Raw genomic sequence first — 25,900 nt, forward strand, 5'->3', positions numbered from 1 at the left:
TCTCAACCGAATCCGTCAGCGTGATTAATCCGATATTATGGTTAAAGATAAGTTACTCTTAATGTGCGAATGGTATCTTGGCGCAAAGAATCCCGGTCAATTGCCGATACGACGCGCAATAGCCTTTTGCGTCGCCGCAACAAATTGAGATTTCAGTGTCCCGGAGTTAGCGAATGCATGGCGAAGGGACAGTGGTAGTTCCATCTGCGCACCTTTGCCCGACTGACAGCGATTGCAAAGATTGTCCTGATTGCTAGCAAGAAATGCATGACCGGAAGAGCGTGTGGCAAAACCGGACTTTCTCAATTCGTCGTCAAGAAACTGGATAAACTGCGTATCCAATCCACCGAGATAAATCGCATCCTTATCGTCCAGCTCTCCGAGGCTTGCCAGTTTTTGCATATCTTTACGTCCATGTATGGCGAGCGCATATCTGGAGTGTGAAAGAAGATCATCCATCCTCACTTCAAAAAAGCGATGGGATGTAATGTGAAGGTCTCGCGCATGCTTACGATCCATCAGCCCGACAAAAGAATAAAAACTATAATGTTCAACAGCAATTTCGTAAGCAAGTTCGGTCGTGAAATATTCGATTGTACCGCCGTGCGGCGCTATAATGACAATTTTCGAGCCCGGAACAAAGCGGGTTACGACCTCAAAATCGGTCCCTTCCGCAAAAACATCGCAAAGTTCTTCAAACGAGTGGAAACGATCACTCATTGCCGACCTTCGTGAAAGCGTCACGCCATTCGTCGGGTATCCGGCGCGGCTGGCCTTCTTTCGTGATCATCACGGCCTCAACCTTCGCTTCAGAAAGCAGCCGCTCACCACAGGTAATCTTCTGCGCCATGATAACCCGTGCACCACGAATTTCGCTGACACGGGTTTCAATCAGGATAAGATCATCCATTTTCGCAGGTGATTTATAGTCGATCTCCATACGGCGAACGACCCAAACCATTTCCTCACCAAGCGAACCTTCAGCAAGCTCGATATGATGCACATCCTGAAGCCGCAGGAAATCCGTGCGTCCGCGTTCGTAAAATTCGAGATAACGACCGTGATAGACGAAGCCGGAAAAATCCGTGTCAGCATAATAGATACGCGCATAGAGATAATGCGTACCGTCTTTCAGTTCCCCTGCGACCTGCGCATTGTCCATTTACTCGTCTTCCATGAAAAGGCCGAACTGCGACTGTTGCGCGGCTTCAGCGGGCGCAGCAAGCCCCAGATGTTGCCAGGCAAGATTCGTCAGAACACGCCCGCGAGGGGTGCGCTGCAAAAAGCCCTGCTGAATCATATAGGGTTCGATAATATCTTCAATCGCATCGCGCGGTTCTGACAAACCCGCTGCGATGGTTTCGATACCGACAGGCCCACCACCAAAGTTGCGCGCGATCATATCAAGATAACGCCGGTCCAACTGATCGAACCCGCGGTTATCGACTTCAAGCCGCGAGAGCGCTTCATCGGCAATCTTGCTGTCGATTACATCAACGCCTGCGACCAGCGCGAAATCACGAACGCGGCGCAACAGACGCCCTGCGATACGCGGAGTGCCGCGTGAACGACGCGCCACTTCCAGCGCACCATCCGGCGAAATACCCATCTGCATGATGCGCGCGCCACGGCGGACAATATATTCGAGTTCTTCGACGGTATAGAAATTGAGCCGTGTCGGAATGCCAAAACGATCACGCAACGGAGTGGTCAAAAGCCCAAGACGTGTGGTTGCTGCGACCAGCGTAAATTTTGCCAGATCAATTTTGACCGAGCGCGCCGCCGGACCCTCACCGATAATCAGATCAAGCTGAAAATCTTCCATCGCCGGATAGAGAATTTCTTCAACAGCCGGGCTGAGACGATGGATTTCATCGATAAACAGCACATCACGATCTTCAAGATTGGTCAAAAGCGCTGCAAGATCACCGGCCTTTGCAATCACCGGACCTGAGGTCGAACGGAAATTGACACCAAGCTCCTTGGCCATAATTTGCGCGAGCGTGGTTTTACCTAGTCCTGGAGGACCGACAAACAACACATGATCAAGTGCTTCGCCACGCACTTTTGCAGCTTCAATAAACACTTTGAGATTGGCGCGCGCAGCAGCCTGCCCGACAAAATCGTCCAGCGTTTGCGGGCGCAATGTCGTGTCGGCATCTTCGCCACGCAGATCAGCGTCAATCAGGGGGTTGCGGTCGCTCATGCCAGTCCTCTCGCATGAACATTCAATTGAGACAAGTCACTCAACGCGACAGTTCCTTCAAACCAAGACGAATAAGCTTGGCCGAATCGGCATCTTCCCCGGCTTCGCGGAGTGCTGCGGCGACAGCATTTGCCGCCTGATCACGTGAATAGCCGAGATTGGAGAGAGCTGAGACGGCATCGCTAACCGGAGCCGATGCAGCGCCCGCACCGATTTCCTGCTTAAGCCCGATGGTGCCGCTGGCATCACCCGCAAAGGCAGGAGCTTTATTCTTCAACTCAGTAACAATACGTTCGGCAACTTTTTTACCAACGCCCGGCGCACGTGAAACCATCGCGAGATCACGAAGCGCGATTGCGTTTGCAAGTTCAGGCGGTGTCAGCGTTCCGAGCACGGCAAGCGCAACCTTGGCACCAACGCCCTGCACATTCTGCAACAGGCGGAACCATTCGCGCTCAAGCTGTGATGCAAAACCATAAAGGCGGATCATGTCCTCGCGCACATAGGTCTCGATGAGCAGCACCGCCGCGACGCCTTCGCCACCCAGATTGCCGAGCGTGCGGGAAGAACAAAACACGACATAGCCAACCCCATGCACGTCAATCACAGCATGATCATCAGCAATTTCATCGATCACGCCTTTAAGCTTGCCGATCATTCTGGTTTTACCCCGCTAATAACGCCTGCATTCTGCGTGCGCTGACAATGCTCTGACGATGATGCGCATGGCAAATGGCTATGGCAAGCGCATCGGCAGCATCGCTCGTATCGAACGTTGCGCGCGGCATCAAAACCTTCACCATCATATGAATTTGCTGCTTTTCGCCATGACCCACGCCAATGACCGCCTTCTTGACGGCATTCGGCGCATATTCCGCAACCGGCAGCCCAGCCTGTGCGGGCGCTAGTAGTGCAATACCACGCGCCTGACCAAGCTTCAGCGTCGCCGTCGCATCCTTATTGACGAATGTATGTTCTACGGCTGCTTCATGCGGCATGAATTCATGCAGGACTTTCGACAGTCCTTCATGCAACTGGCAAAGCCTTGAAGCGAGATCCATCTCAGCATTCGAGGTCACAGTGCCAGAGCCAATAAAATGCAGGGAATTTCCAAGCGATTCCACGACGCCCCAGCCGGTACGGCGGAGCCCCGGATCAATACCAATGATGCGAATCGTTTCTTTCATAAGTGAACCCTATCCTCAGACGGGTTCACTTGACAGTATAAATGTGAACAAAAGAGAAACATTGCATGCAGCCGCCACTTAGACTGCACAGATTTTGGCTGTGATCAGCCGAAAATAGTGTTCTTTGAGACCCGGAGCGGAGTGTACTTTTGGGTACATGAGCACCGGAAGCGTAAAAGAGCGCTATTTGCAGGCCATCACAGCCGAAATATCAGCAGTCTTAGGATGCGCCAAAGGCAGTCTTCAAAAGGACAATCTGATCGGAAACCGGATTGCCACGCGGCGCACTCTGCAAAGCTACAACTTCACCATAAACATTGCGATCCATGCGGCGAACCCGTGCCTGAAGACGAATTGAGCGCTCAACCAGCTCAGTGAAAGCAAAAGGCAACTCATTCCAGCCCTGCGCAACGTCGCCAGCCGAAGGTGTATCAAGACGAACCTTGGCCTTTTCAGCTTCTACCTGCTTACGGGACATCTCGCCATTACGCGCTGCACGCTGCAACAGAAGCCAAGAAGCAACCTGCATGAGACGTGTCGTCAGACGCATCGATTCGGCAGCATAAAGGGTTGCGGCAACACGCGAGAGATTGCGCGCTTCCTCGCGGCCTTCGCCGTCGAGATAGCTGGCGGCTTCCTCAACCATGTCCATGCCTTCGCTGTAAATCGGCTTGAACGAATCTGAGAAAACCATGCGCTCAGCGAGGCTAATCATATTGCCCGGCATCTGTCCCTGTTCGCTAATCACTGCTCTGCCACCTTACATAAACGCATATGCGATTATTTTGTTGCTCGCGCACCGTCAAAATGTGCGTGAAATAATAGAATGAACTGTCGTTCGATCATGGGGAGAGCTGGGACGGAACAGCTTGATCGGTCGAGTCCACGATAAACTGCACCTTCATGCACCGTCGCGCAAGTTTATGTTTAACATTCGGTTAATTTTTTAAAATGCTTTTGAATAAACTGTGAAAGGCATTGACGCCAAATTTGCCGGAAAAGCAGGCGATTCCCTCAAAACCATAAAAAAAAGAGCCGCAAAGGCGGCTCTCAGGAGTTTAACAGGGAGGCGTCAAACAAAGTGGCTTCACCACTCGGTAAGAATCCAGCCGAACTGGATGTAAACCATTAAACGCCGTTAAGATTAATGATTGGTTAATTCTGAGTGCAAGCTGTGGAATAATCCGCAAACAAAAAAGCCGCCCGAAGGCGGCTTTTAATTACATTTGCTGAAGTGCCGGTTTTGGATTGGCTCCAAGCGAGGCCTTTGAACCTTCCGCAGCAGGCTTTGCGGCAGGCTTCTTGCCCCAACCGATGGTTGGGAGCCATTCCAGATAATAAGCCAGCGCGAACTGCATCACTACACCCGTTGCGATAAGCAGAGCGTCGTATGGCAGGCCACCCGGATTAACGAGTTTCATGACCTGCGCAACCATCGCCAACAGCGTACCGGCAATGAACACCGGCAGCGAATGCTTGCCGAGAATTGCGAGCGGATTATCCGGCGAAGTACGCGCAATGCTGTTAAGCGTTGGAACGACAGCAATCAGATAAGCCATGGCCAATACATGCAGAAGACGTGGAGCCGACAAAAACGTCTTGTCAAAGCCCGTCAGAACCGCAGGCATGCCCATTGAAACATCAATGCCCCAAAGCGGAATGCGGACCCAAGCCAGCGAAAGAACCAGATAACCAACAGCCGCTGCAATCAATGCAGGATTGGTCGGCAGTTTGCCACCACGACGCACATGGATTGTGCCAGCAATACCGATAGCAAACAGGAACTGCCATGATAGCGGGTTGAGGAACCAGACGCCTTCAGTTGGGTAATTTACCGGAGCAACATGATAGATACCAGCAAGCAACCACACCATACCTGATACGCCGAGCATCAGCGACAGGCTGATACGCGCGAGCAAAAGCAGCAGTGGTGTGATTAGCAGCACAACGGCATACATCGAGAGAATATTGTTATAGCCAAGCTGATGACCGAGCGTAACCAGACCGAGAAGCGCCTCAACCGGCTGCTTAACCAGTGGGCCAATATTGATCTGAGTCAGAAGCTCACGATGCTTGAGGAAAATCGCGGCGGAGGCAAAAATACCGATTGTCGCCAGCGTCGTCATGATGTGCGCGGTATACAGCACACAGGCGCGACGCCACATTTTCAAAGTCAGCATCAGACGATTGCCTGGAGCAAACTTCGACCCATAGGCCAATGCCACCGCCATGCCTGAAATCAGAACAAAAGCTTCTGCCGAATCCGAAAAGCCGAGATTCTTATGCGTGAAATGCTCGAAAAAGGTTCCGGGCACATGATTGATGAAAATCGTAAGCAGTGCCAGCGCGCGAAACACATCAATGCGTGTGTCGCGGACTTTTGGCACTATTTTCGCCGTTTCATTCGTCATTTCGCCTGCCTGCCGTTTATATTTCAGTCTGCGATAGCGCAGCACTCATTGCCGCCTATATAACTGGTAATTCGGTTAGAACGCGGTTGGTTCCAATCAACTTTCGTTCCAGTGGATAACATTATGCCAACACAGCTGTTTCCCACGCCCGCAACAAAAGCGTTAAAATGCAAAGGGGCTATTCAAGCAACGCCTCTTACTTTATGCCCGAATTCCATCAACATTTTTCGCTAGGTTTGGTTTATGAACGCGCCAACTGCTAAACAAAACAATGATCGCTGCCGCCTTTTGCTGGTTGCACCACCCATCGCAAATGGGGATGCACTTGCAAAACTGTTGTCGGCAGCCTTGTCAGGTGGCGACGTTGCAAGTGTGATTCTCGACGGAACCGATCTGGATGAAGCGACATTTCAGGCATCAGCCCAGAAGGCCGTTGCTGTCATTCAGGAAAAAGGTGCTGCCGCGATCATCCTAAATGATACGCGCATTGCGGGCCGTGTTGGTGCCGATGGCATCCACATTGAAGGCAAAGCCGCAGAGCTTGCTGAAGCAATTGAAAAGCACACACCAAAATTCATCGTTGGCACAGGCAATCTGCGTGATCGTCATAGTGCTATGGAAATCGGTGAGTTGCAGCCTGATTATGTTTTCTTCGGCAAGATTGGTGCTGACAACAAGCCAGACGCACACCCGCGCAATCTGTCTTTGGCTGAATGGTGGTCTGAGCTTGTTGAAATTCCAAGCATCGCACAGGCTGGCAATACGTTGGAAAGCGTCATCGCCGCCGCGCAGACTGGTGCAGATTTTGTTGCCCTTGGTAGCGCCATATTTGAAGCGGAAAACCCTGCGGAGGCTGTCGCTGAAGCCAACCGGCTTCTTGATGAACACGCTCCTCGTTTTGAAAATTAACTTCGGCAAGGTTTTGTACGCCCCCATGAAGAGCAAAATTCTTCTCACCACAGCTTTGATATTCGCTGCGTCTGTTCCGGTTGTTCATGCTGCCGGAACTGCTGGTGAACCCGCAGGCGTACAAAAGAAACAGGACAAGAAAAGTGATAAGCCTGCTGAAAAGCCCAAGATGCTGCCACAACCGGCATCGACCAGCGCTTTGCCGGCAATTGATCCAAGCCGGTTTGGCGATAAGCCCGCAGATGAGGCCTTTGGTGCCTATCAGCGTGGGCTGTATCTGACCGCATTCAATCTAGCGAAACCAAAGGCTGAGCAAGGCGATCCGGCTTCCCAGACACTTGTCGCAGAAATCTACGCGCGCGGTCTGGGTGTCCCTGCCGATCAGAAAAAAGCTGCTGAGTGGTATGCCAAAGCTGCCGACAAAGGCGTGCATGAAGCGCAGTTCCGCTATGCCGCCCTGCTGCTTCAAGGCCGCTACGTCAAAAAAGACACAGCCAAGGCGACGGAACTGATGCAAAAAGCTGCCGAAAGCGGCAATGCCATGGCACAGTTCAATTATGGCCAGCTGCTCATGATGAAAGCGACGACTGCTTCTGGCATCGATGCTGCTTTCCCATGGTTTGAGAAAGCTGCCACCGCACAACTCGCCGATGCTGAATATGCTTTGAGCCAGATTTACGCCAACGGCACCGACAAAATACCGCATGACGACAAGAAAGCGCGTGAATATCTGCTGCGCGCTGCGCGCAAGGGTTATGACACTGCACAATATGATCTGGGTCGTTGGCTGGTCGAAGGCCGTGGCGGTGATCGCAATTACGAGCAGGGCTTTGGCTGGATGCAGATTGCAGCACAGCGCGGCATGGTTTTGGCTCAGGCCTGGCTTGCAAGACTTTATCGCGACGGTATCGGCACGGATGGTGACACAGTCAAATCCGCAGCATGGTATATCGTTGCTCAGCGCGCCGGTTATCGCTCACCAGACCTCAATGACATGATGGATGGTTTGGCTGATGATCAGCTTAAGCAGGCAATCCAGATCGCAAACAATCTGCGTGTTCGGTAAAACCATACAGTTTTTTGATAAGCTGACACGCTGATTTGCGGCTCAGGCTTGCACAAAGCGCTATTTTATGGTCTTGGAGAGCCCGATTATCGTGGTTCGAGTTAAAGATGGACGCAATCCCTGCAAATAAGCGGGAGATTGCCTTTCTGTCGTGATGCGCCGGGCCGCAACAGTTTCACATTTACTCCCGGATTAATCTTATGAAGATCAATGGTAACGAAATCCGCCCAGGCAATGTTATCGAGCATGATGGCGGCCTGTGGGCAGCGGTTAAGACCAATGCGGTCAAGCCTGGTAAGGGCGGCGCTTACAATCAGGTTGAACTGAAGAACCTCATCACCGGCACCAAGCTCAACGAACGTTTCCGCGCAGCTGAAACCGTAGAGCGCGTTCGTCTGGAACAGAAGGACTTCTCGTTCCTCTACGAACAGGGCGAAGCGCTGGTTTTCATGGATACCGAAACCTACGAACAGCTTGAGCTGCTGAAGGATTTCGTTGGCGACCGCGCAGCCTTCCTTCAAGACGGCATGATGGTTACCGTTGAACTCTATGAAGAAAAGCCAATCGGCATTCGTCTTCCTGATCAGGTTACCCTTGAAATCGTCGAAGCTGATCCGGTCGTCAAAGGCCAGACAGCAGCTTCTTCTTACAAGCCAGCTGTTCTTGAAAACGGCATCCGTATCCTCGTTCCACCATTCATCGCTTCGGGTGAACGCGTGATCGTTGATACCAACGAACTGACCTACGTCAGCCGCGCATAATCTAATATTTGAAATCATGCGGCGCCTGCAAAACCGGCGCCGCAGTCCATTCTCTTTGAAGAGAAATGCGACAGTTCTTTCTCAGCTTGCTCAGTTCTGAGTGCCATAGGTTTGATCTTATCAGATCGGCGCTCTGTGATTTATCAACGCGCATCTTTTTCGAAAGCCAGCTCACAGGTTTCGGAATGCGCTTCTAAAAGGACGATCAGATGGCGCGTTCAGCCCTTCTCAATGTTATGGTTCAGGCCGCTATGAAAGCCGGACGCGGTCTCGCGCGCGACTTCGGCGAAGTGCAGAACCTTCAGGTTTCGCTTAAAGGTCCAGGCGATTATGTCAGCCAGGCTGACCGCAAAGCCGAAAAAGTCATTTACACCGAACTGAGCCGCGCCCGCCCGGATTTTGGCTTCCTGATGGAAGAATCGGGTGAGGTTGAATCGAAAGACGGACAGCATCGCTGGCTGGTCGATCCACTCGACGGCACCACAAACTTCCTTCACGGTATTCCTGTTTTCGCAGTCTCTATCGCGCTTGAGCGTCAGGGACAGATCGTTGCTGGCGTGATTTACAACCCAGCTATGGACGAGCTTTACACCGCTGAACGCGGCGGTGGCGCATTCCTCAATGATCGTCGTCTGCGCGTTGCCGCCCGCAACAAGCTGGTTGATTGCGTAATCGGCACCGGCATCCCGCATCTGGGTCGCCCAGGCCACGGCCAATACCTTGTCGAACTGCGCAATGTCATGGCTGAAACATCGGGCATTCGCCGCATGGGTGCCGTTGCTCTTGATCTTGCTTATGTCGCAGCAGGTCGCCTTGATGGCTTCTGGGAAGACGGCATGCATCCTTGGGATCTTGGCGCAGGCATGCTGATGATCCGCGAAGCTGGTGGCTTTGTATCTGACAAAAAGGGTGGTCAGGATATTTTTGGCACCAAGACCATCGTTGCTGGCAATGAAATCATTCAGAAGGCATTGCTCAAGACGGTCAATAAGCCAATCTGATCCGTTTACTTCTTCTATGTTTTTATGCGCTCCGGTATTCCAACCGGGGCGCATTATTTTTTCGCTTTAAGCGATTCCGCTTCGCTAAATTATGCAGTAGGCTCCCCCGCGACAGATTATCCCAATGGATATCCATGGAGCCAAACGCATGAGCGATCTGAGACTTTCACGGGAACGCCTCGACGATACACGGGACTATGACCCCTACCGCCTGAGCAGCCCGAGAATTGTCATTCTATCCATGGTGATCTTTCTCATCATTGTTGCATTCCTTGCAGCGATCCTGATGCGGCAGATCCATACATTCTTCGTCACCAATCCCGGCTTGAATGGTTTGATCTTTGGCGTGCTGCTCATCGGCATTCTGCTGGCTTTCGGACAGGTGCTGCGACTTCTGCCAGAAATCCGCTGGGTCAATTCATTCCGCGACGGTGAGCGCGATGGCACGACACGTCCACCAGTGCTTCTGGCACCGATGCGCGCTCTGATCGGTCGCAGACAATCCATGGCGCTGACGACCACGTCCACACGCACCATTCTCGACTCGATTGCTTCGCGCCTAGATGAAAGCCGCGATATTTCGCGCTATCTGATTGGCCTTCTGGTCTTTCTGGGTCTGCTCGGTACCTTCTGGGGGCTGCTTGAAACAGTGGGCTCTATTGGCCAAACCATCCAGTCACTCGACCCGAGTTCGGGCAGCACGACCGATGTGCTTGATTCGCTCAAAGCCGGATTGCAAGCGCCGCTATCAGGTATGGGAACTGCGTTCTCATCCTCGCTGTTTGGCCTTTCCGGCTCACTGATTCTGGGCTTCCTCGATTTGCAATCGGGCCGGGCGCAAAATCGTTTCTACACCGAGCTTGAAAACTGGTTGTCATCTGTGACCGACCTTGGTTCGGATATCAGCACCGATGAGCATCTCGGCGGCATTCGTAGCCTGACAGAGCATGTGCAGAACCTGCAAGGGGGCGAGGCTTCCAGCCAGCGCACGACAGCAGCACTTGCCAATCTGGCGGAAGGCATTCAGGGGCTGGTCAAGAGCATGCGCAGCGAACAGCAGTTGATGCGCGACTGGGCTGAGAAGCAGACGGAAGAGCAGCAGGCCATTCGTGAAACGCTTGGTCGTCTCAATGACGCCATTGCCTCCAGGGCCCCAGCCGAGCGCGCTCCAGGTCGCCCTACTGACAGCAAACGGCCGGAGTAAGCAGCATGGCTCTAGGCCGTAACCGCCGCCCGCAACGTCATGTCGATTATTGGCCCGGCTTTGTCGATGCGCTGACGACATTGCTGCTGGCCATCATGTTCTTGCTCACAGTCTTTGTGCTGGGACAGTTTTTGTTGAGCCGCGATGTCGATAGCAAAGATACTGCGCTCGCGCGCCTCAACAGCCAAATACAGGAACTGACACAGCTTCTTTCGCTAGAGAAAAGCAACTCGCAGGACATGCAGGATACGATTGCTGACCTGCAGGCATCCTTGTCAGGTGCCGAGAGCGAGCGTTCCCGCTTGCAGGCACTACTCAATGAGGGCAGTGGTGCAGGTGCTGCCGCTGAAAAGCGGGCTGGCGAACTGGGCCAGAGCCTTGATGCAGAAAAGCAAGTCAGCGCACGCGCACTTTCGCAGGTTGAATTGCTCAATCAGCAGATTTCTGCACTTCGTCGTCAGATTGCGGCACTGGAAGATGCACTTAATGCATCAGAATCGCGAGATCGCGAGTCAAACGCCAAGATCGCCGATCTCGGTCGTCGCCTGAACGTAGCGCTTGCACAGCGCGTTCAGGAACTCAATCGCTATCGTTCTGACTTCTTTGGTCGTCTGCGGGCGATTCTGTCCGACAAAGAAAACATCCGCATCGTCGGCGACCGTTTTGTTTTTCAGTCGGAAGTTCTTTTCCCAACCGGCTCGTCTGATCTTAATCCCGCCGGTCTGGATGAAATGAAGAAGCTTGCTGAAGCAGTCATCACACTCAATCAGGAAATCCCGGATGACATCAACTGGGTGCTGCGTGTGGATGGCCATACCGACAATGTGCCGCTCGCGGGAACTGGTCGTTTCCGCGACAACTGGGAGCTTTCCTCAGCGCGCGCAACAGCTGTGGTCAAAGATCTGATAGCAAATGGCGTTCCGCCGAACCGTCTGGTTGCGGCAGGCTTTGGCGAATACCAGCCGCTTGATAACGCAGATACGCCCGATGCCCGGGCCAGAAATCGCCGCATCGAGCTAAAACTGACTGAGAGATAGAAATAAAGGGGCGCTTAGCCCCTTTATTTATTTCCCGAAAACGCCGGAACCGGCTTCAAATTGCAACTTGGCAAGGCGGGCATAAATCCCGCCCTTTTCAACCAGCGTCTGGTGGGTTCCCTCTTCCACGATCTGCCCCTTATCGAGCACCAGAATGCGGTCGGCTTTCAGAACTGTTGCAAGACGATGCGCCACGACCAGCGTGGTGCGATTATCCATCAGGCTATCCAGTGCCTTTTGCACCAGCATTTCGCTTTCGGCATCAAGCGCAGAAGTCGCTTCATCGAGCAACAGAACGGGTGCCGCCCGCAGAATTGCACGCGCAATCGCGATACGCTGACGCTGACCACCTGAGAGCGTTACGCCGCGTTCACCGACTTCCGTGTCATATCCCTTGTCGAGTGCCAGAATAAAATCATGCGCAAGAGCTGCTTTCGCCGCAGCTTCGATTTCCGCATCACTCGCGCCCGGCTTACCGAAGCCGATATTTTCGCGAATGCTGGTGGCAAAGATCACAACGTCTTGCGGCACGACTGCAATGCGCTCACGCACCTTAGCCGGATCGGCATCTGGCAAAGCCACACCATCCATACGCACAGAACCTGTCTGAGGGTCGTAATAACGCATCACCAGCGAGAAGATCGTGCTTTTACCAGCTCCAGACGGGCCAACAATCGCAACCGTCTCACCGGGCTTTACAGCGAAGCTGACGCCGTTGAGCGACGGCGCGTCGGGGCGCGTCGGGTAAGAGAAGTGCACATTATCGAAGCTGATTTCGCCCCGCGCTGGCTCCGGAAGAGCAACTGGCTTTGACGGCGCAGCGATGCCCGGATTTTCATCAAGAATCTCCGCAAGACGCTCTGTGGCACCAGCGGCCTGCGCAAGTTCACCACCCACTTCGGAAAGCGCACCAAATGCACTGGCTGCAAATACCGCATAAAGAACAAACTGGCCGAGCGTTCCTGCGCTCATTGTGCCCGACAGCACATCGCGTGAGCCAAACCACAACACCGCAACAACACTGGCAAAGATCAGGAAGATCGCAAAGCCAGTGAGAATAGCACGTGCTTTGATGGATGAACGTGCAGCCTGATAGGCTTTTTCAACGGCACCTGCAAAACGCCCCACCACCATATTTTCATTGGTGAAAGCCTGCAAAGTACGCATGGCACCAATCTGCTCGCTGGCATAGGCATTGGCATGGGCCAGCATATCCTGCGTCATACGCGAACGACGCCGCACCGAGCGGCCAAAGGCAATCAGCGGAATAACAATCAGCGGAATGGCAGCAATCACCAGCATGGAAAGCTTAGGGCTTGTGACGACCATCATGATCAGCGCACCGATGCCGAGAATCACATTGCGCAAAGCAACAGAGGCCGTCGCACCAACAACCGACTTGATCTGTGTTGTATCCACAGACAGTCGTGAAACAATCTCGCCAGACTGCGAGCGATCAAAGAATTCCGTCGAAAGGCTGGTCACATGTGAAAACACGGCATTGCGCAGATCGGCCACTACGCGCTCGCCAAGCGAGATCACAAAGAAGTAGCGAAGCCCGGATGCCAGCGCCAGCACCAGCGCCAATGCCACCAGCATGACGAAGTAATTATTGACGAAGATCGCATCAGAACCTGAGAATCCATGATCAATCATCCGGCGAACGGCGACAGGGACTGCAAGAGTTGTTACAGCAGCAAGGACCAGCGAAAAAAGCGCGCCAACAACCAGACTCTTATAGCGCGAGAGAAATGGGATCATCCGCTTCAAAGGCTTAAGCGAGCGGCGTTTCCGATCTTCTTGGGTATTGAAATCAGGATTCATGCGAATTTGACTATCTGTGCTGGCCATTCTTGAGATTGCGCCCTTGTTATTGCCGTGCGCCTGATGTATAGGCTCGCCAACCCTTTTGGAAGCCGTTGCCTCTGGTAACGGGTCTTCATATTGACCATCGGGCGAAAGTGCCGCAGTTTTAAACATTAGAGCTGGGCTTTTCTTCCCAGACTTTCAGGATTGAGAAGATGAAAGCTGATATCCATCCCGACTACCACACCATCAAGGTCGTGATGACCGATGGCACCGAATACACAACCCGTTCTACCTGGGGCAAAGAAGGCGATACGATGAACCTCGATATCGACCCAACCACGCATCCAGCTTGGACCGGTGGTTCGCAGACCCTGCTCGACCGCGGTGGCCGCGTTACCAAGTTCAAAAACCGTTTCGGCAATCTCGGTATCTAATATCGTTATTGATGAACTTACGAAAAACCTCGCTCTGGCGAGGTTTTTTGTTGTGTGCATCCCCGATCTAAAAGGCGTTATAGTCAGACTTTAACGGTCTGGAGACTGGAGTAATGGAGCGCACAATGTCTGGCATATTGATTGCCGGAACTTCCCATGTCGGAAAATCAACATTTGCCTCACGCCTGAGAAAAGCGCTCGGGTGGAATCTCGTTTCTACTGACAGCCTTGCCCGACATCCCGGGCGTCCCTGGCCTACAATCCGCCCAGCAGTCGCTGAATATTATTCAAACCTTTCACCTGAAACCATTTACTGGTTTCTGAAGGTACATCATGAAAATATGTGGCCTCTTGTCCAGCAGCAGATCGAGAGCTTTGGGCATGACGGACAACACTTTATCTGCGAGGGGACAGCATTGCGTCCGGAATATCTGGCGACACTAAACGCCAGCTCAACCGAATGTATCTGTCTTTATGCTGAAGACGATTTTCTGCTCAGCAGAATGCGCAGCGAGGCGGCCTATGATCGTACTGAGCGAAGTCTTAGGCATATCATCGATAAATTTATCGAACGCTCACTGCGGGATAACTCAGAACTCAAAGCATCTGCGCAGCGAAATAACATAAGACTGGTGAATGCAACCGACAGGATTGAGGTCAACGAGCTCTACGAGAGGCTATTGCAACGCGCACGCAGTGACTGTGCGAAATAAAAAACTCCCGGACGAGCCGGGAGTTCAAAGAGTTAAAACTGAAGCCAGAACTTAGGCGCTCAGCTTCTCCATAACTTCGTCGCTGACTTCAAAGTTGCTGTAGACGTTCTGAACGTCATCATCATCTTCGAGCACGTTGAGAAGCTTCAGCACAGAGCGTGCCTTTTCTTCATCAAGTTCAGTGTTGGTCTGTGGCTTCCAGATCGTCTTGATCGATTCGGCTTCGCCAAGCGCTGTTTCCAGCGCCTTAGATACGTCACCGATGTCTTCAAAGGCGCAAAGGATCACATGTTCTTCTTCGCCTGATTGAACATCGTCAGCACCGGCTTCAATCGCTGCTTCCATGACAGTGTCAGCATCGCCAACGGCAATCTTGTAAACGATTTCGCCAACGCGATCGAACATGAATGCAGCCGAACCGGTTTCGCCCAGCGCACCACCAGACTTGGTGAAAGCTGCACGCACATTGGATGCAGTACGGTTGCGGTTGTCGGTCAGGGCTTCAACGATAACCATAACGCCGCCCGGGCCACGGCCCTCGTAACGCACTTCATCGTAGTTTTCACCGTCATTGCCAGCGGCCTTTTTGATGGCGCGTTCAATGTTGTCTTTCGGCATCGACTGCGCTTTGGCGTTCTGGATTGCCAGACGCAGGCGCGGATTCATCAATGGGTCAGGCAGACCCTGCTTGGCCGCAACGGTAATTTCGCGTCCGAGCTTTGAAAACATTTTCGACCGCACGGCATCCTGACGGCCTTTGCGGTGCATGATATTCTTAAACTGTGAATGGCCAGCCATGGCACCCCTGTTCGGTTCAAATGAAGCGCACGGAGAAAGCGTCACTTGAGAAGAGGGCAGGCCACAGCTCGGGCCAGCGTGCTTTCCGTGCAGAATGGGCGCGTTATAAGGAATTGAGGCTCATTCGTCCAGCAAAAGCGCCAAATTACAAATTCCTCTGTCAATTATGCGATTAGCTGTCGACGCCTACACCCAAACAGCTTTATCTATAAAGCCATGAAACAGCATTCCAGCAACACCACCAGCGAAACAATTGCTACCCGCATCAGCCGCATTCTGGCCGACCGCATTATTGCGGGTGAGATCGAGCCGGGCGTGAAGTTGCGGCAGGATCATATTGCTGAAGAATTTGAAACGAGCCATGTGCCTGTCCGTGAAGCGTTTCGACGACTGGAAGCACAAGGGCTGGCAATTTCGGAGCCGAGACGCGGTGTTCGCGTTGCTTCTTTCGACATCAAAGAAATTCGTGAAGTGGCGGAAATGCGTGCAGCTCTTGAAGTGCTGGCATTGCGCCATGCGGCCCCGCACATCACGCGCGCCACGCTGGATGCAGCAGAGCAAGCCACAGTCGAAGGTGATAAATCACGCGACGTTAGAAGCTGGGAAGAAGCCAATCGTCGCTTTCATCGGCTGATTCTTGAGCCATGCAACATGCCACGCTTACTTGCGACCATTGACGATCTGCATGCAGCCAGTGCGCGCTTTCTGTTTGCCACATGGCGGTCGGAGTGGGAAACCCGCACCGATCATGACCACCGGGCTATTTTAACTGCGCTTCGTCAGAACGATATTGACGCCGCAACGACCATTCTCGCACGACACGTGCAATGGATCGGCCATCGCCCGATCAAAACGGCATCGGGCAAGACCCGCGATTCTTTCGCAATCGTCGGCTAAACGGCAGCTTCAACAATCGGATTTTTTACTGCCCCGTGACCTGCAGTTATTGCAGATCGCGAACGGGTCTTATCGTATTGATTTTAAACAATTCCCAGTTTTTATATATTTTATCTATTTCACACTTGCCAAAACGCATCAATCCAGAGATTTTAAATAGATCGAATCGTAATTTTATCTATAATTTGAGGAAGTCATGGCCTACATCACCCAAAAGAGCGTATCTTTTAGCCCGCTTGATCTTGAGTCCCGCTCGCCTGCCCTGCGCATCGCAGCCGTCGCATTTGGTACATTGGTTCTGGCAATCTCATCGCAGATTGAAGTTCCGATGATCCCCGTTCCAATTACGCTTCAGACGCTGATCGTGCCATTGATCGGCGCGCTCTATGGCTGGCGTCTGGGTGCGGCCACAGTTCTCGCATGGCTCGGTCAGGCGATGATTGGGCTTCCTGTTCTTGCAGGCGGCGCTGGCGGTATCCACCACTTTGCAGGCGCAACGGCTGGTTATCTCGCAGCCTTCCCTATTATCGCAGCGCTAACCGGCTATCTCGCTGAGCGCGGCTGGAATAAGAACATTGTTTTAAGCTTCGCGTCTTTCCTTGCTGCCAACGCAATCTGTCTGGCGCTTGGCGCGCTGTGGCTTTCGGGCGTCATCGGCATTGAAAAGGCCGTCGCCTTCGGCGTCACGCCATTCCTCGTCGGCGCAGTGATCAAATCGGCACTCGGCGCTGCGATTCTCAAAGCAGCAAACCGATAAACAGAAAATGACGGTACGCTTACGCGGCCATCATCTTCTCTGCATGCTGACTTATATCGGCAAAGGCTACAGCCCGGCATTCGTGGACAATTATGACACGATTGCCGGGCGCTTGTCTGGTGGAGAAGACATCGAGATCATTGATGGGCCAGACGATATTTGCCAACCGCTGCTTTGTACCGGCGATTGCCACTGCTTTAATGAAAGTGTTGTGGTCCGTGACCGGCTGGCGCTGAACGCCGTCTCAGACTTATTTGAAACCACAATTGCCGCAGGCTCTTCTTTTGAGCTTGATGCAGCGCGGCTTACATTAATGCGCTCTGCCTTTGCAGCAGGAACCATCCGCAAAGCCTGTCGATCTTGCGAATGGTCAGATCTCTGTACCCGCATCGCCGTCAACGACGATTATGCGGGCGTGCAGATCAGATTGTAGATCGGAACTATTTCCAGAATTCTGGAATATTCTCTTCCAGTCGTGCACCAATACGCAGTGGTGCAATTTTTTCGGCAAGCCCCGTGCGGTCAGAAATCTCAATCCCCACGCCGCAGACAGTGGCAGGACCGCTGGCTGCCTCAAAGCGGCCTTTCGGTACTTTCGACAGGAACCGATTAAGCGGCTCTTCCTTTTCCATGCCCAGCGACGAATCATAATCGCCGCACATGCCAGCATCCGACATATAGGCCGTGCCGTTGCGCAGGATTTGATAGTCGGCAGTCGGCACGTGTGTGTGCGTTCCAACCACAGCACTGGCGCGACCATCGACAAAATGACCGAAGCACTGCTTTTCGCTTGTGGCTTCTGCGTGAAAATCGAAGAACACGGCATCGGCCTGTTCACCAAGTGGACACGCTTCGAGGATTTTCTCGGCTGTGATGAACGGATCGTTGAGGTCAGGGTGCATGAAAACGCGGCCCATCACATTGGAAACCAGCACGCGCGCACCGTTTTTGGCGATGTAAAGCCCTTCGCCTTTGCCCGCTGTTCCTTTCGGAAAATTTGCAGGACGCAGAAAACGATCTTCACGTTTGGAAAAATCAAGCGCCTCGCGCTGATCCCAAACGTGATTGCCGGTCGTCACGACGTCGGCACCCGCGCGAATCGTGTCGTGAAAAATCTCTTCGGTAATACCGAAGCCGCCAGCGGCGTTCTCACCGTTGACGATCACGAAGTCCAGCTTCAGATCGGAAATCAGCCCCGGCAGCTTATCATAGACCGCCGTGCGCCCCGATCGGCCCACCATATCACCAAGAAAAAGTAATCTCATAAATCCGTCTTTATCAGCCCTGATCGAAGGAGCGCAAGCCAGTCTCGGTCAGTATCTGGTGAAGAGCGATATCGTGCGGCTCATTGGGCACATGTGGCACTTCCTGACATTCAAATGCCATGCCGATCAGCAGCGGCTCCAGACCGCGTTGTCTGAAGCGCGACAGCGCGCGATCATAGTGCCCTGCCCCATAGCCAAGCCTGTGGCCACGCCTGTCAAAACCTGCAAGCGGCATCAGCAAAATGGCGGGATCGACCAGCGGTGCATTCTTATCTGGTCCCATCGTACCAAAGCCCGTCTGCACCAGTTCCGCATCCGGCAGAAACTCGCGGAAAGCAATCGTCTCTTTATCCAGAACCACCGGCAGACACAGCCGTACACCCTTGTCGCGCATGAAAGACAATAGCGGGCGTGGATCAATCTCCGATCGGATCGGCCAATACCCGGCAATCATTGTTCCCTTCGGAATGCGAAGAGCAGCTTCTGCCTTTTTAGCCGCCGACAAAGAAGCCTCGTAACGAAACCGCGGATCAAGCGCATCGCGACGCGAAAGCACTGCTCGCCTCAACTGTTGCTTATCGCCACCTTGCGGCTGCCCGGTATCATTCATCAAACGCCTCCACCAATTGCTAATAGTGGACCCGGAATGTGCTTATCCGTCAAGCGGCAGTTGCTAATCTCTCCGAGCGCTCACGAATAACTTTCAGCACAACACCGTGAAAATCATTCAGGAAAACCTTACCCCAGAGATCGCAATAGAAATTGATCGGCGTAGCAATCCGGTAGCGCGTGGTCAGTGTCAGGCGCGTGTGACCATTCGGAAGGGTTTCAAGCTGATAATCGCCATTGGTAAGCTTGAGATAGGAACTATCTACATCGATATGCGCTTCAACGGCAGCAGGTATCGATTCCGGCCCAAAATTGAAATCCCATGCAAGAAGACGATTTTTTTCCCACTGCGTTATAATTTCCTGAAATTTTACACCGCGCGTCCATTCAAGCTGGCGTACAGCGCCGACGCCCTCGCCCTCAAGCCGCGCATCAACAGGCTGCGGCACACCGACGATGCCATGACTGAATGTCCAAGACAGTTCATCCGCGCGAACGTTGCGGATTTCAGCCGTCTGCTGCCACACAATCTCAGGCGAAGCTGCAATATCGATAACAGTCGTAACCGCCCCCTCATGCGGCTCATATTTCAGCAACGGCTCGAACGGATAAAACATCAATGGAAGCGCAATGACCAACATTGTCGAACGCGGCGTACGGAAGCGCCGGATAAGGGAAAGCGCCGCCCATGATCCAATCGCCGAAAAAACTGCGAAGAATGGGGCAGCCATAATCACGCAAATCCCGCCCTCCCGAAAGAAGACCATACTGATAACGACGAGGCCGCCAATTATCATCCAGCCCATTTTTACATGGCGCCAGAGGCTTTTTAGCGCGCGCGGATCGTTAATACTTGATGCCAAACTTGCAACCGCCATCGGTAAAAGCATCAGTCCAGCAATGAAGGGCATCATATCGGCGACCTGCGTCAACCAGATAAAGACATAAAGTAGCAGCCCATAGACCATCGCAACTGGAACAGCGACGCGCAGACGTTCAGAAACAGGAGGCAAGTCAGGGGGAGTATAAGTCATCAGTAAACGCACATATCTTTGAGGGGATAAGGCGCTTTAAAACACATTTGTCTTAAATAACAAACCGCTTAGCTCAAAAAGGCGCAAAGCGAGAGAAAAAGTGGCGACCACGACAACCGATGGTAGTGTTTGATCCCGGGAACCTACAACGTAGGTGGGCGCCATATGCAAAAGCCCACAGGCCTTCACAGGGACAGCTCCCTTAGAGATCAATAAGGCCCCGGGGATGCTGTTACACCTGTCGGGAAGCGCAGTACGCCGACAACACATATAGGCGCAGTCATGCATAAGCGCCAGAGCTATCGAGACAGATACAGAAATCTTTTAAGAAAATTAAGTCGAACTACGACGCGGTGAGATACGCGCCGCCACCTGCTCAAGACGAGCCGCAACATCTGCAAGCATTCCGGTTACGGCAGCATCATTCTTGTCGGCACTTGTCAGCGCTTCATCATGTGAGTGGCGCAGGTTTTCAACCTCTTTTTCAAGCGCTTTGACACGCTTCTGGGTCTCAGCAAGCTCATCCATCACCATAATGCCAGACATGACAGTGAGACGCAGATCACCGATTTCGCCAAAAGAAGATTTCAGATGAGTGACATACTGGTCGAAACGATCCGCAAGGCCAGAGAGATGCTCTTCTTGCCCTTCGTCACAGGCCATCCGATAAGCTTTGCCATCGATGGTAACGGTTACAGTCGCCATGCTTGTGTCCTTTATCGATCCAGAACGGCGCGGATGGTTTCCATAGCGGTCACAAGACGACGTGACACTTCACGGTTCGCAGCTTCCAGCCGCTCTGCGCGTGCCTCAGATTGATCAAGTTCCTGAGCAAGTTTGCTACGGTCAGCGTTCATACGCTGCACCTCTTCCTCGGCTTCGGCGAAGTCGCCTTCCTTGTCCAGCCGCAGATCAACTGCTTGTTCAAGCGTGTTGAGTGCTTTGTCCAGCCGTTCGAGGACTTGCCTGAGGGTCGTATCGGGTGCCATCCATATCCTTTCCAATGCCAGATCACAGACCCAGATTACAGACTTCGAATCGCGCCTGCCGGACGGGCATCTTTAAAAAGACTGTAATAATCGTGAGCCCGATAAGCAACAAATGAGGGGGCTTTGACCCCGTTCATGCACCGTTATCAGCGCAAAAAAGGCTTTTCAGTGTTAGCCGCCCCAGCAATTGCCCGCATTTCGCACTTAATCGCGGAGTGTTTATTGTCGAAAAGCTATCGTTTTGTTGACTCCTCGGTCGCAGGTGCTATGTGTCCCAAAGCCTTTTGCAGCGCGAGCATCTGACGCATTTAATCGGTTTAAATTGATTAAATCGTTTAGTATAAGAAGTTCGTGCTTCAGTCCCGAGGCATCGCCGCAACCCCGTTCAAACCACTCTGGAAAGACGGCTGAGACCATGACGAATTCCGATAAACAAAATCAGTTGGCCAATGCAATCCGCTTCCTCTCGATTGATGCGGTTGAAAAAGCCAACTCCGGCCATCCCGGACTCCCGATGGGTGCAGCCGATATTGCGACCGCGCTCTACACGCGCTTCCTGTCGCATGACCCACAGAACCCACATTGGCCAGATCGCGACCGCTTCGTGCTTTCCGCAGGTCACGGCTCGATGCTTCTTTATTCGCTGCTCTTCCTTTCGGGCTACGAAGACATCTCGATTGAGGAAATCAAGAATTTCCGTCAGCTCGGCGCACGTACTGCTGGTCACCCAGAATACGGTCATGCCGCTGGCATCGAAACCACAACTGGTCCGCTTGGTCAGGGCATTGCAAATGCTGTTGGCATGGCGCTTTCCGAACGCGTTCTGAATGCACAGTTCGGCGACAGCCTCGTTGACCACTACACCTATGCGATCGTTGGTGATGGCTGCCTTATGGAAGGCATCAGCCAGGAAGCTCTTTCGCTTGCAGGCCATCTGAAGCTTAACAAGCTGATCGTTCTTTGGGATGACAACAACATCTCCATCGACGGCCCGATCTCGCTGTCCGACAACACCGATCAGCCTGCACGTTTCGCCGCTTCCGGCTGGAACACGCTGGCAGTTGATGGTCACGATCAGGACGCCATTGCCAAGGCAATTGAACTTGCCAAGGTTTCGGAAAAGCCAACCTTCATCGCTTGTAAGACCACCATTGGTTTTGGTTCGCCAAACCGCGCTGGTACCAACAAGGTCCACGGCTCTCCGCTCGGCGCAGAAGAAATTGCTGCAACGCGCAAGGCACTCGGCTGGACTTCAGAACCTTTCGTTGTTCCTGCTGAAGTTCTCGACGCATGGCGCGTTGCTGGCCTCAACGCTGCGAAGAAGCGTCAGGAATGGGAAAAGCGTCTTGCTGCGGCTGACGCAGAAACCCGCGCAGAATTCGAACGTCGTATGCGTGGCGACCTACCTGCAAACTTCGATGACGCGATCAACGAATACAAGAAGAAGCTTTCCGCTGAAAAGCCAAAGGTTGCGACCCGTAAGTCGTCCGAAATGGCTCTGGAAGTAATCAATGGCGTTGTGCCTGAAACGCTCGGCGGCTCTGCCGACCTGACCGGTTCCAACAACACCAAGACCAGTCAGACTAAGGCTGTTACGCCGGAAAACTACGGTGGCCGTTATATCCACTACGGTATCCGCGAACACGGCATGGCTGCTGCGATGAACGGCATCACACTGCATGGCGGTCTGATTCCTTACTCTGGCACCTTCATGTGCTTCTCGGATTATTGCCGTCCGGCCATGCGTCTGTCGTCGCTGATGGGCATCCGTGTTGTTTACGTCATGACCCATGATTCGATTGGTCTTGGCGAAGACGGCCCGACCCACCAGCCGGTTGAGCATCTTGCAGCTCTGCGCGCCATTCCAAACCACAATGTCTTCCGTCCGGCAGACGCTGTGGAAGTTGCAGAATGCTGGCAGATTGCACTGCATTCGAAGGGCACTCCTTCGACACTCGCTCTGACCCGTCAGAACCTGCCTGTCGTTCGTACTGACCATCGCGAAGAAAACCTCTCCGCATTCGGTGCTTACGAACTGGCAGCTGCAAAGGGCGATGCAAAGGTTTCGATCTTTGCGACCGGTTCCGAAGTTGAAATCGCGCTCAAGGCGCGTGATCTTCTCGAAGCCAAGGGCATTGCAACCCGCGTTGTTTCGGTTCCATGCTTTGAGCTGTTTGAAGAACAGAGCGATGCTTACAAGCAGGCAACGCTTGGCGATGCTTCCGTTAAGGTCGCAATCGAAGCTGGTCTTTCGATGGGGTGGGAACGCTTCATCGGCGAAAACGGCGTCTTCATCGGCATGAAGGGCTTCGGCGCTTCGGGTGAGATCAACGATCTCTACAAGCATTTCGGCATCACAGCAGAACATGCTGCTGAAGCTGCGGAAAAGAAGCTCAACGCCGCATAATGATCAAACGCCGGCGCTAAACACGCCGGCGTTTACCTTTCCAGTTGGGGCTTACCGCCTTAGCTGTTTTATCAAGCCACTGCATATGCAGAACCCTTTTGGGAGAATTAGAGAAAATGGCAGTTCGCGTCGCAATCAACGGTTTTGGCCGCATCGGCCGCAATGTCCTTCGCGCTATCGTCGAATCGGGCCGCACCGACATTCAGGTCGTTGCAATCAACGATCTCGGCCCTGTAGAAACAAATGCGCACCTTCTGCGCTATGACAGCGTTCATGGTCGTTTTCCAAAGGAAGTAAAAGTCGTTGGTGACACCATCGACGTTGGCTACGGCCCGATCAAGGTTCACGCTGTTCGCAACCCGGCTGAACTGCCGTGGAAAGAAGAAAACGTCGACATCGCTCTGGAATGCACCGGCATTTTCACTGCACGCGACAAGGCAGCCCTTCATCTTGAAGCTGGCGCAAAGCGCGTTATCGTTTCGGCTCCTGCCGATGGCGCTGATCTGACTGTCGTTTTCGGCGTCAACCACGACAAGCTGACGAAGGATCATCAGGTCATTTCCAACGCTTCGTGCACCACCAACTGCCTTGCACCAGTGGCACAGGTTCTTAACGATGCAATCGGCATCGAAAAGGGCTTCATGACCACGATCCATTCTTACACTGGCGACCAGCCAACGCTGGACACCATGCACAAGGATCTCTACCGCGCACGCGCAGCAGCTCTTTCGATGATCCCGACTTCGACGGGCGCTGCCAAGGCTGTTGGTCTGGTTCTGCCAGAACTGAAGGGCAAGCTCGACGGCGTTGCAATCCGCGTTCCGACCCCGAATGTTTCGGTCGTTGACCTGACTTTCGTTGCCAAGCGCACAACCACTGTTGAAGAAATCAACAATGCGATCCGTGAAGCTGCCAATGGCCGCCTCAAGGGCATCCTCGGTTACACCGATGAGCCGCTGGTATCGCACGACTTCAACCATGATTCGCATTCGTCGGTTTTCCACACCGACCAGACCAAGGTCATGGACGGCACCATGGTGCGCATCCTGTCGTGGTACGACAATGAGTGGGGCTTCTCGAACCGCATGAGCGACACCGCTGTCGCTATGGGCAAGCTGATCTAATACCTGACAACGCCCCTTCAATCATGAAGGGGCGTTTTCAATTACATATTCAAAACCGAGAGAAGAAAAATGGCTTTCCGCACCCTTGATGATGTCGACGTCAAATCAAAGCGCGTTCTGGTTCGCGTGGACCTCAACGTACCAATGGCAAACGGCGAGGTAACTGACCTCACCCGTATCGAACGTATTGTTCCAACCATTGCGGAGCTCTCGAAGAAGGGTGCAAAGGTTATCCTGCTCGCCCATTTCGGTCGCCCGAAGGGTGTGGCCTCTGACGAAAATTCACTGAAGCATGTCGTAAAGCCGCTCGCCAAGGTTCTTGGTCATGGTGTGCATTTTGCAGAAGACAGCATTGGCGACAAAGCCAAGACTGCTGTTGATGCACTGAAAGACGGTGATGTTCTTCTTCTCGAAAACACCCGCTTCCACAAAGGCGAAGAAAAGAACGACCCGGAATTCGTGGCAGCACTTGCTGCAAACGGCGACATTTATGTCAACGATGCTTTCTCGGCTGCACACCGCGCGCACGCTTCGACTGAAGGCCTGGCCCATGTACTGCCAGCCTATGCAGGCCGTGGTATGCAGGCAGAACTCGAAGCCCTTGAAAAAGGTCTCGGCCAGCCGGTGCGTCCGGTTGTTGCAATTGTTGGCGGCGCCAAGGTTTCGACAAAGCTCGACCTCCTCTCCAACCTGATTGAAAAGGTTGACGCACTAGTGATCGGCGGCGGCATGGCCAACACCTTCCTCGCAGCACAGGGCCACGACGTTGGCAAATCGCTTTGCGAACATGATCTTGCGCATACCGCGCGCGAAATCATGGCTAAGGCTGAAAAGACCAAATGCGCGATCATCTTGCCTGTTGATGCTGTTGTGGGCTGGCACTTTGCTGCCGACACGCCAAATCAGACCTATGGCGTTGATGGCGTACCAAGCGACGGCATGATTCTGGATGCAGGCGCGCTTTCAACCGACCTGATCGCTTCGGCCATTGATGATGCGGCAACGCTCATCTGGAACGGCCCGCTCGGTGCGTTTGAATTGCGTCCGTTCGATGCCGCAACCGTTAAGACTGCAAAGCATGTTGCAGCCCGCACCAAAGCTGGCAAGCTGGTTTCGGTCGGCGGCGGTGGCGACACTGTTGCTGCACTCAACCATGCAGGCGTTGCAGACGACTTCACCTATATCTCGACTGCTGGCGGCGCATTCCTTGAGTGGATGGAAGGCAAGCCGCTTCCCGGCGTTGATGTCTTGAAGAAGTAAAAGGAAAGGCCGGACAAGCGCA

Annotated in this window: 28 protein-coding genes and 1 other RNA gene; 14 read left to right on the forward strand and 15 right to left on the reverse strand. The window is 53.2% G+C overall.

The genetic code is table 11. The annotated features are described in order from the left end of the window. Positions 1-96 precede the first annotated feature (96 nt). The 7 genes from J2782_RS18460 to J2782_RS18490 all read right to left on the reverse strand — a co-directional run bounded on the left by J2782_RS18460 (position 97) and on the right by J2782_RS18490 (position 5,804). Positions 97-720: a poly-gamma-glutamate hydrolase family protein gene (locus tag J2782_RS18460; protein WP_310015264.1), complete on the reverse strand. Its 624-nt coding sequence runs from the start codon at positions 718-720 to the stop codon at positions 97-99. Continuing rightward, positions 713-1,162: a YbgC/FadM family acyl-CoA thioesterase gene (locus J2782_RS18465; protein ID WP_310015266.1), complete on the reverse strand. Its 450-nt coding sequence runs from the start codon at positions 1,160-1,162 to the stop codon at positions 713-715. Before J2782_RS18465 ends, J2782_RS18460 begins: the two co-directional genes overlap by 8 nt. Beyond that, on the reverse strand, positions 1,163-2,206 hold the full coding sequence (ruvB, locus tag J2782_RS18470) for a Holliday junction branch migration DNA helicase RuvB (protein WP_310015268.1): 1,044 nt from the start codon (positions 2,204-2,206) through the stop codon (positions 1,163-1,165). A 40-nt stretch (positions 2,207-2,246) separates the two neighbouring features. After that, on the reverse strand, positions 2,247-2,864 hold the full coding sequence (gene ruvA / locus J2782_RS18475; protein ID WP_310015270.1) for a Holliday junction branch migration protein RuvA: 618 nt from the start codon (positions 2,862-2,864) through the stop codon (positions 2,247-2,249). A 7-nt stretch (positions 2,865-2,871) separates the two neighbouring features. Next, a complete protein-coding gene (gene ruvC / locus J2782_RS18480; RefSeq protein WP_310015271.1) occupies positions 2,872-3,393 on the reverse strand; it encodes a crossover junction endodeoxyribonuclease RuvC in 522 nt (173 codons plus the stop codon). Between the two features lie 220 nt (positions 3,394-3,613). Further along, positions 3,614-4,120 carry a protease adaptor protein RcdA gene (rcdA, locus tag J2782_RS18485; RefSeq protein WP_250041326.1) on the reverse strand — a complete coding sequence of 169 codons (507 nt, stop codon included), beginning with the start codon at positions 4,118-4,120 and terminating at the stop codon, positions 3,614-3,616. A gap of 493 nt (positions 4,121-4,613) precedes the next feature. Beyond that, positions 4,614-5,804 carry an OpgC family protein gene (locus tag J2782_RS18490; protein WP_310015272.1) on the reverse strand — a complete coding sequence of 397 codons (1,191 nt, stop codon included), beginning with the start codon at positions 5,802-5,804 and terminating at the stop codon, positions 4,614-4,616. A gap of 243 nt (positions 5,805-6,047) precedes the next feature. Here J2782_RS18490 and J2782_RS18495 point away from each other — a divergent pair, with 243 nt between their 5' ends. From J2782_RS18495 to J2782_RS18520, 6 genes are all read left to right on the forward strand, one after another. After that, positions 6,048-6,713: a thiamine phosphate synthase gene (locus tag J2782_RS18495; RefSeq protein ID WP_250041114.1), complete on the forward strand. Its 666-nt coding sequence runs from the start codon at positions 6,048-6,050 to the stop codon at positions 6,711-6,713. A 25-nt stretch (positions 6,714-6,738) separates the two neighbouring features. Then, positions 6,739-7,779: a tetratricopeptide repeat protein gene (locus tag J2782_RS18500; protein ID WP_310015277.1), complete on the forward strand. Its 1,041-nt coding sequence runs from the start codon at positions 6,739-6,741 to the stop codon at positions 7,777-7,779. 200 nt (positions 7,780-7,979) lie between these two features. Further along, complete coding sequence (gene efp, locus J2782_RS18505; protein ID WP_250041117.1) at positions 7,980-8,540, forward strand: elongation factor P; 561 nt, start codon at positions 7,980-7,982, stop codon at positions 8,538-8,540. A gap of 209 nt (positions 8,541-8,749) precedes the next feature. Then, positions 8,750-9,541 carry an inositol monophosphatase family protein gene (locus J2782_RS18510; RefSeq protein WP_310015282.1) on the forward strand — a complete coding sequence of 264 codons (792 nt, stop codon included), beginning with the start codon at positions 8,750-8,752 and terminating at the stop codon, positions 9,539-9,541. A 148-nt stretch (positions 9,542-9,689) separates the two neighbouring features. Then, positions 9,690-10,745 carry a MotA/TolQ/ExbB proton channel family protein gene (locus J2782_RS18515; protein WP_310015284.1) on the forward strand — a complete coding sequence of 352 codons (1,056 nt, stop codon included), beginning with the start codon at positions 9,690-9,692 and terminating at the stop codon, positions 10,743-10,745. Between the two features lie 5 nt (positions 10,746-10,750). Then, complete coding sequence (locus tag J2782_RS18520; protein ID WP_250041120.1) at positions 10,751-11,782, forward strand: peptidoglycan -binding protein; 1,032 nt, start codon at positions 10,751-10,753, stop codon at positions 11,780-11,782. A gap of 27 nt (positions 11,783-11,809) precedes the next feature. On the opposite strand, the gene J2782_RS18525 is transcribed toward J2782_RS18520, so the two are convergent. Then, entirely contained in the window at positions 11,810-13,606 is a 1,797-nt protein-coding gene (locus tag J2782_RS18525; protein ID WP_404989678.1) for an ABC transporter transmembrane domain-containing protein, read from the reverse strand. Between the two features lie 197 nt (positions 13,607-13,803). Here J2782_RS18525 and rpmE point away from each other — a divergent pair, with 197 nt between their 5' ends. Both rpmE and J2782_RS18535 read left to right on the forward strand, forming a co-directional pair. Next, entirely contained in the window at positions 13,804-14,025 is a 222-nt protein-coding gene (rpmE, locus tag J2782_RS18530) for a 50S ribosomal protein L31 (protein ID WP_187544024.1), read from the forward strand. A 125-nt stretch (positions 14,026-14,150) separates the two neighbouring features. Next, positions 14,151-14,738: an AAA family ATPase gene (locus tag J2782_RS18535; protein ID WP_310015287.1), complete on the forward strand. Its 588-nt coding sequence runs from the start codon at positions 14,151-14,153 to the stop codon at positions 14,736-14,738. A 51-nt stretch (positions 14,739-14,789) separates the two neighbouring features. Here the strand turns inward: J2782_RS18535 and J2782_RS18540 are convergent, their stop codons facing one another. Next, positions 14,790-15,536: a YebC/PmpR family DNA-binding transcriptional regulator gene (locus J2782_RS18540; RefSeq protein WP_250041121.1), complete on the reverse strand. Its 747-nt coding sequence runs from the start codon at positions 15,534-15,536 to the stop codon at positions 14,790-14,792. Positions 15,537-15,752: 216 nt separating this feature from the next. Between J2782_RS18540 and J2782_RS18545 the strand changes: the two genes are divergently transcribed. From J2782_RS18545 to J2782_RS18555, 3 genes are all read left to right on the forward strand, one after another. Further along, entirely contained in the window at positions 15,753-16,433 is a 681-nt protein-coding gene (locus tag J2782_RS18545) for a GntR family transcriptional regulator (protein ID WP_310015290.1), read from the forward strand. A 196-nt stretch (positions 16,434-16,629) separates the two neighbouring features. Next, a complete protein-coding gene (locus tag J2782_RS18550; protein WP_310015292.1) occupies positions 16,630-17,190 on the forward strand; it encodes a biotin transporter BioY in 561 nt (186 codons plus the stop codon). A gap of 7 nt (positions 17,191-17,197) precedes the next feature. After that, entirely contained in the window at positions 17,198-17,623 is a 426-nt protein-coding gene (locus J2782_RS18555) for a DUF1284 domain-containing protein (protein WP_310015294.1), read from the forward strand. Positions 17,624-17,630: 7 nt separating this feature from the next. Here J2782_RS18555 and J2782_RS18560 read toward each other — a convergent pair whose 3' ends face one another. From J2782_RS18560 to J2782_RS18585, 6 genes are all read right to left on the reverse strand, one after another. Next, complete coding sequence (locus tag J2782_RS18560; RefSeq protein WP_310015296.1) at positions 17,631-18,455, reverse strand: TIGR00282 family metallophosphoesterase; 825 nt, start codon at positions 18,453-18,455, stop codon at positions 17,631-17,633. Between the two features lie 13 nt (positions 18,456-18,468). After that, positions 18,469-19,065 carry a 5-formyltetrahydrofolate cyclo-ligase gene (locus J2782_RS18565; protein ID WP_310015298.1) on the reverse strand — a complete coding sequence of 199 codons (597 nt, stop codon included), beginning with the start codon at positions 19,063-19,065 and terminating at the stop codon, positions 18,469-18,471. Between the two features lie 49 nt (positions 19,066-19,114). Then, on the reverse strand, positions 19,115-20,098 hold the full coding sequence (locus tag J2782_RS18570) for an SRPBCC family protein (RefSeq protein ID WP_310015299.1): 984 nt from the start codon (positions 20,096-20,098) through the stop codon (positions 19,115-19,117). A 101-nt stretch (positions 20,099-20,199) separates the two neighbouring features. Further along, a non-coding RNA gene (gene ssrS / locus J2782_RS18575) (6S RNA) lies at positions 20,200-20,358 on the reverse strand. A gap of 73 nt (positions 20,359-20,431) precedes the next feature. Then, positions 20,432-20,803, reverse strand: a complete 372-nt coding sequence (locus J2782_RS18580) for a cell division protein ZapA (RefSeq protein ID WP_310015301.1) — start codon at positions 20,801-20,803, stop codon at positions 20,432-20,434. A gap of 11 nt (positions 20,804-20,814) precedes the next feature. Beyond that, entirely contained in the window at positions 20,815-21,087 is a 273-nt protein-coding gene (locus J2782_RS18585; protein WP_250041133.1) for a DUF4164 domain-containing protein, read from the reverse strand. Positions 21,088-21,502: 415 nt separating this feature from the next. Between J2782_RS18585 and tkt the strand changes: the two genes are divergently transcribed. From tkt to J2782_RS18600, 3 genes are all read left to right on the forward strand, one after another. Continuing rightward, entirely contained in the window at positions 21,503-23,494 is a 1,992-nt protein-coding gene (tkt, locus tag J2782_RS18590) for a transketolase (protein ID WP_310015302.1), read from the forward strand. Positions 23,495-23,610: 116 nt separating this feature from the next. Continuing rightward, positions 23,611-24,618, forward strand: coding sequence for a type I glyceraldehyde-3-phosphate dehydrogenase (gene gap / locus J2782_RS18595; protein WP_250041135.1), 1,008 nt, complete (start codon positions 23,611-23,613; stop codon positions 24,616-24,618). A gap of 69 nt (positions 24,619-24,687) precedes the next feature. After that, entirely contained in the window at positions 24,688-25,878 is a 1,191-nt protein-coding gene (locus tag J2782_RS18600; protein ID WP_310015303.1) for a phosphoglycerate kinase, read from the forward strand. Positions 25,879-25,900 lie beyond the last annotated feature (22 nt).

This window comes from Brucella pseudogrignonensis, from assembly GCF_031454375.1.
In the GTDB taxonomy this organism is placed as follows: Bacteria; Pseudomonadota; Alphaproteobacteria; order Rhizobiales; family Rhizobiaceae; genus Brucella; species Brucella pseudogrignonensis_A.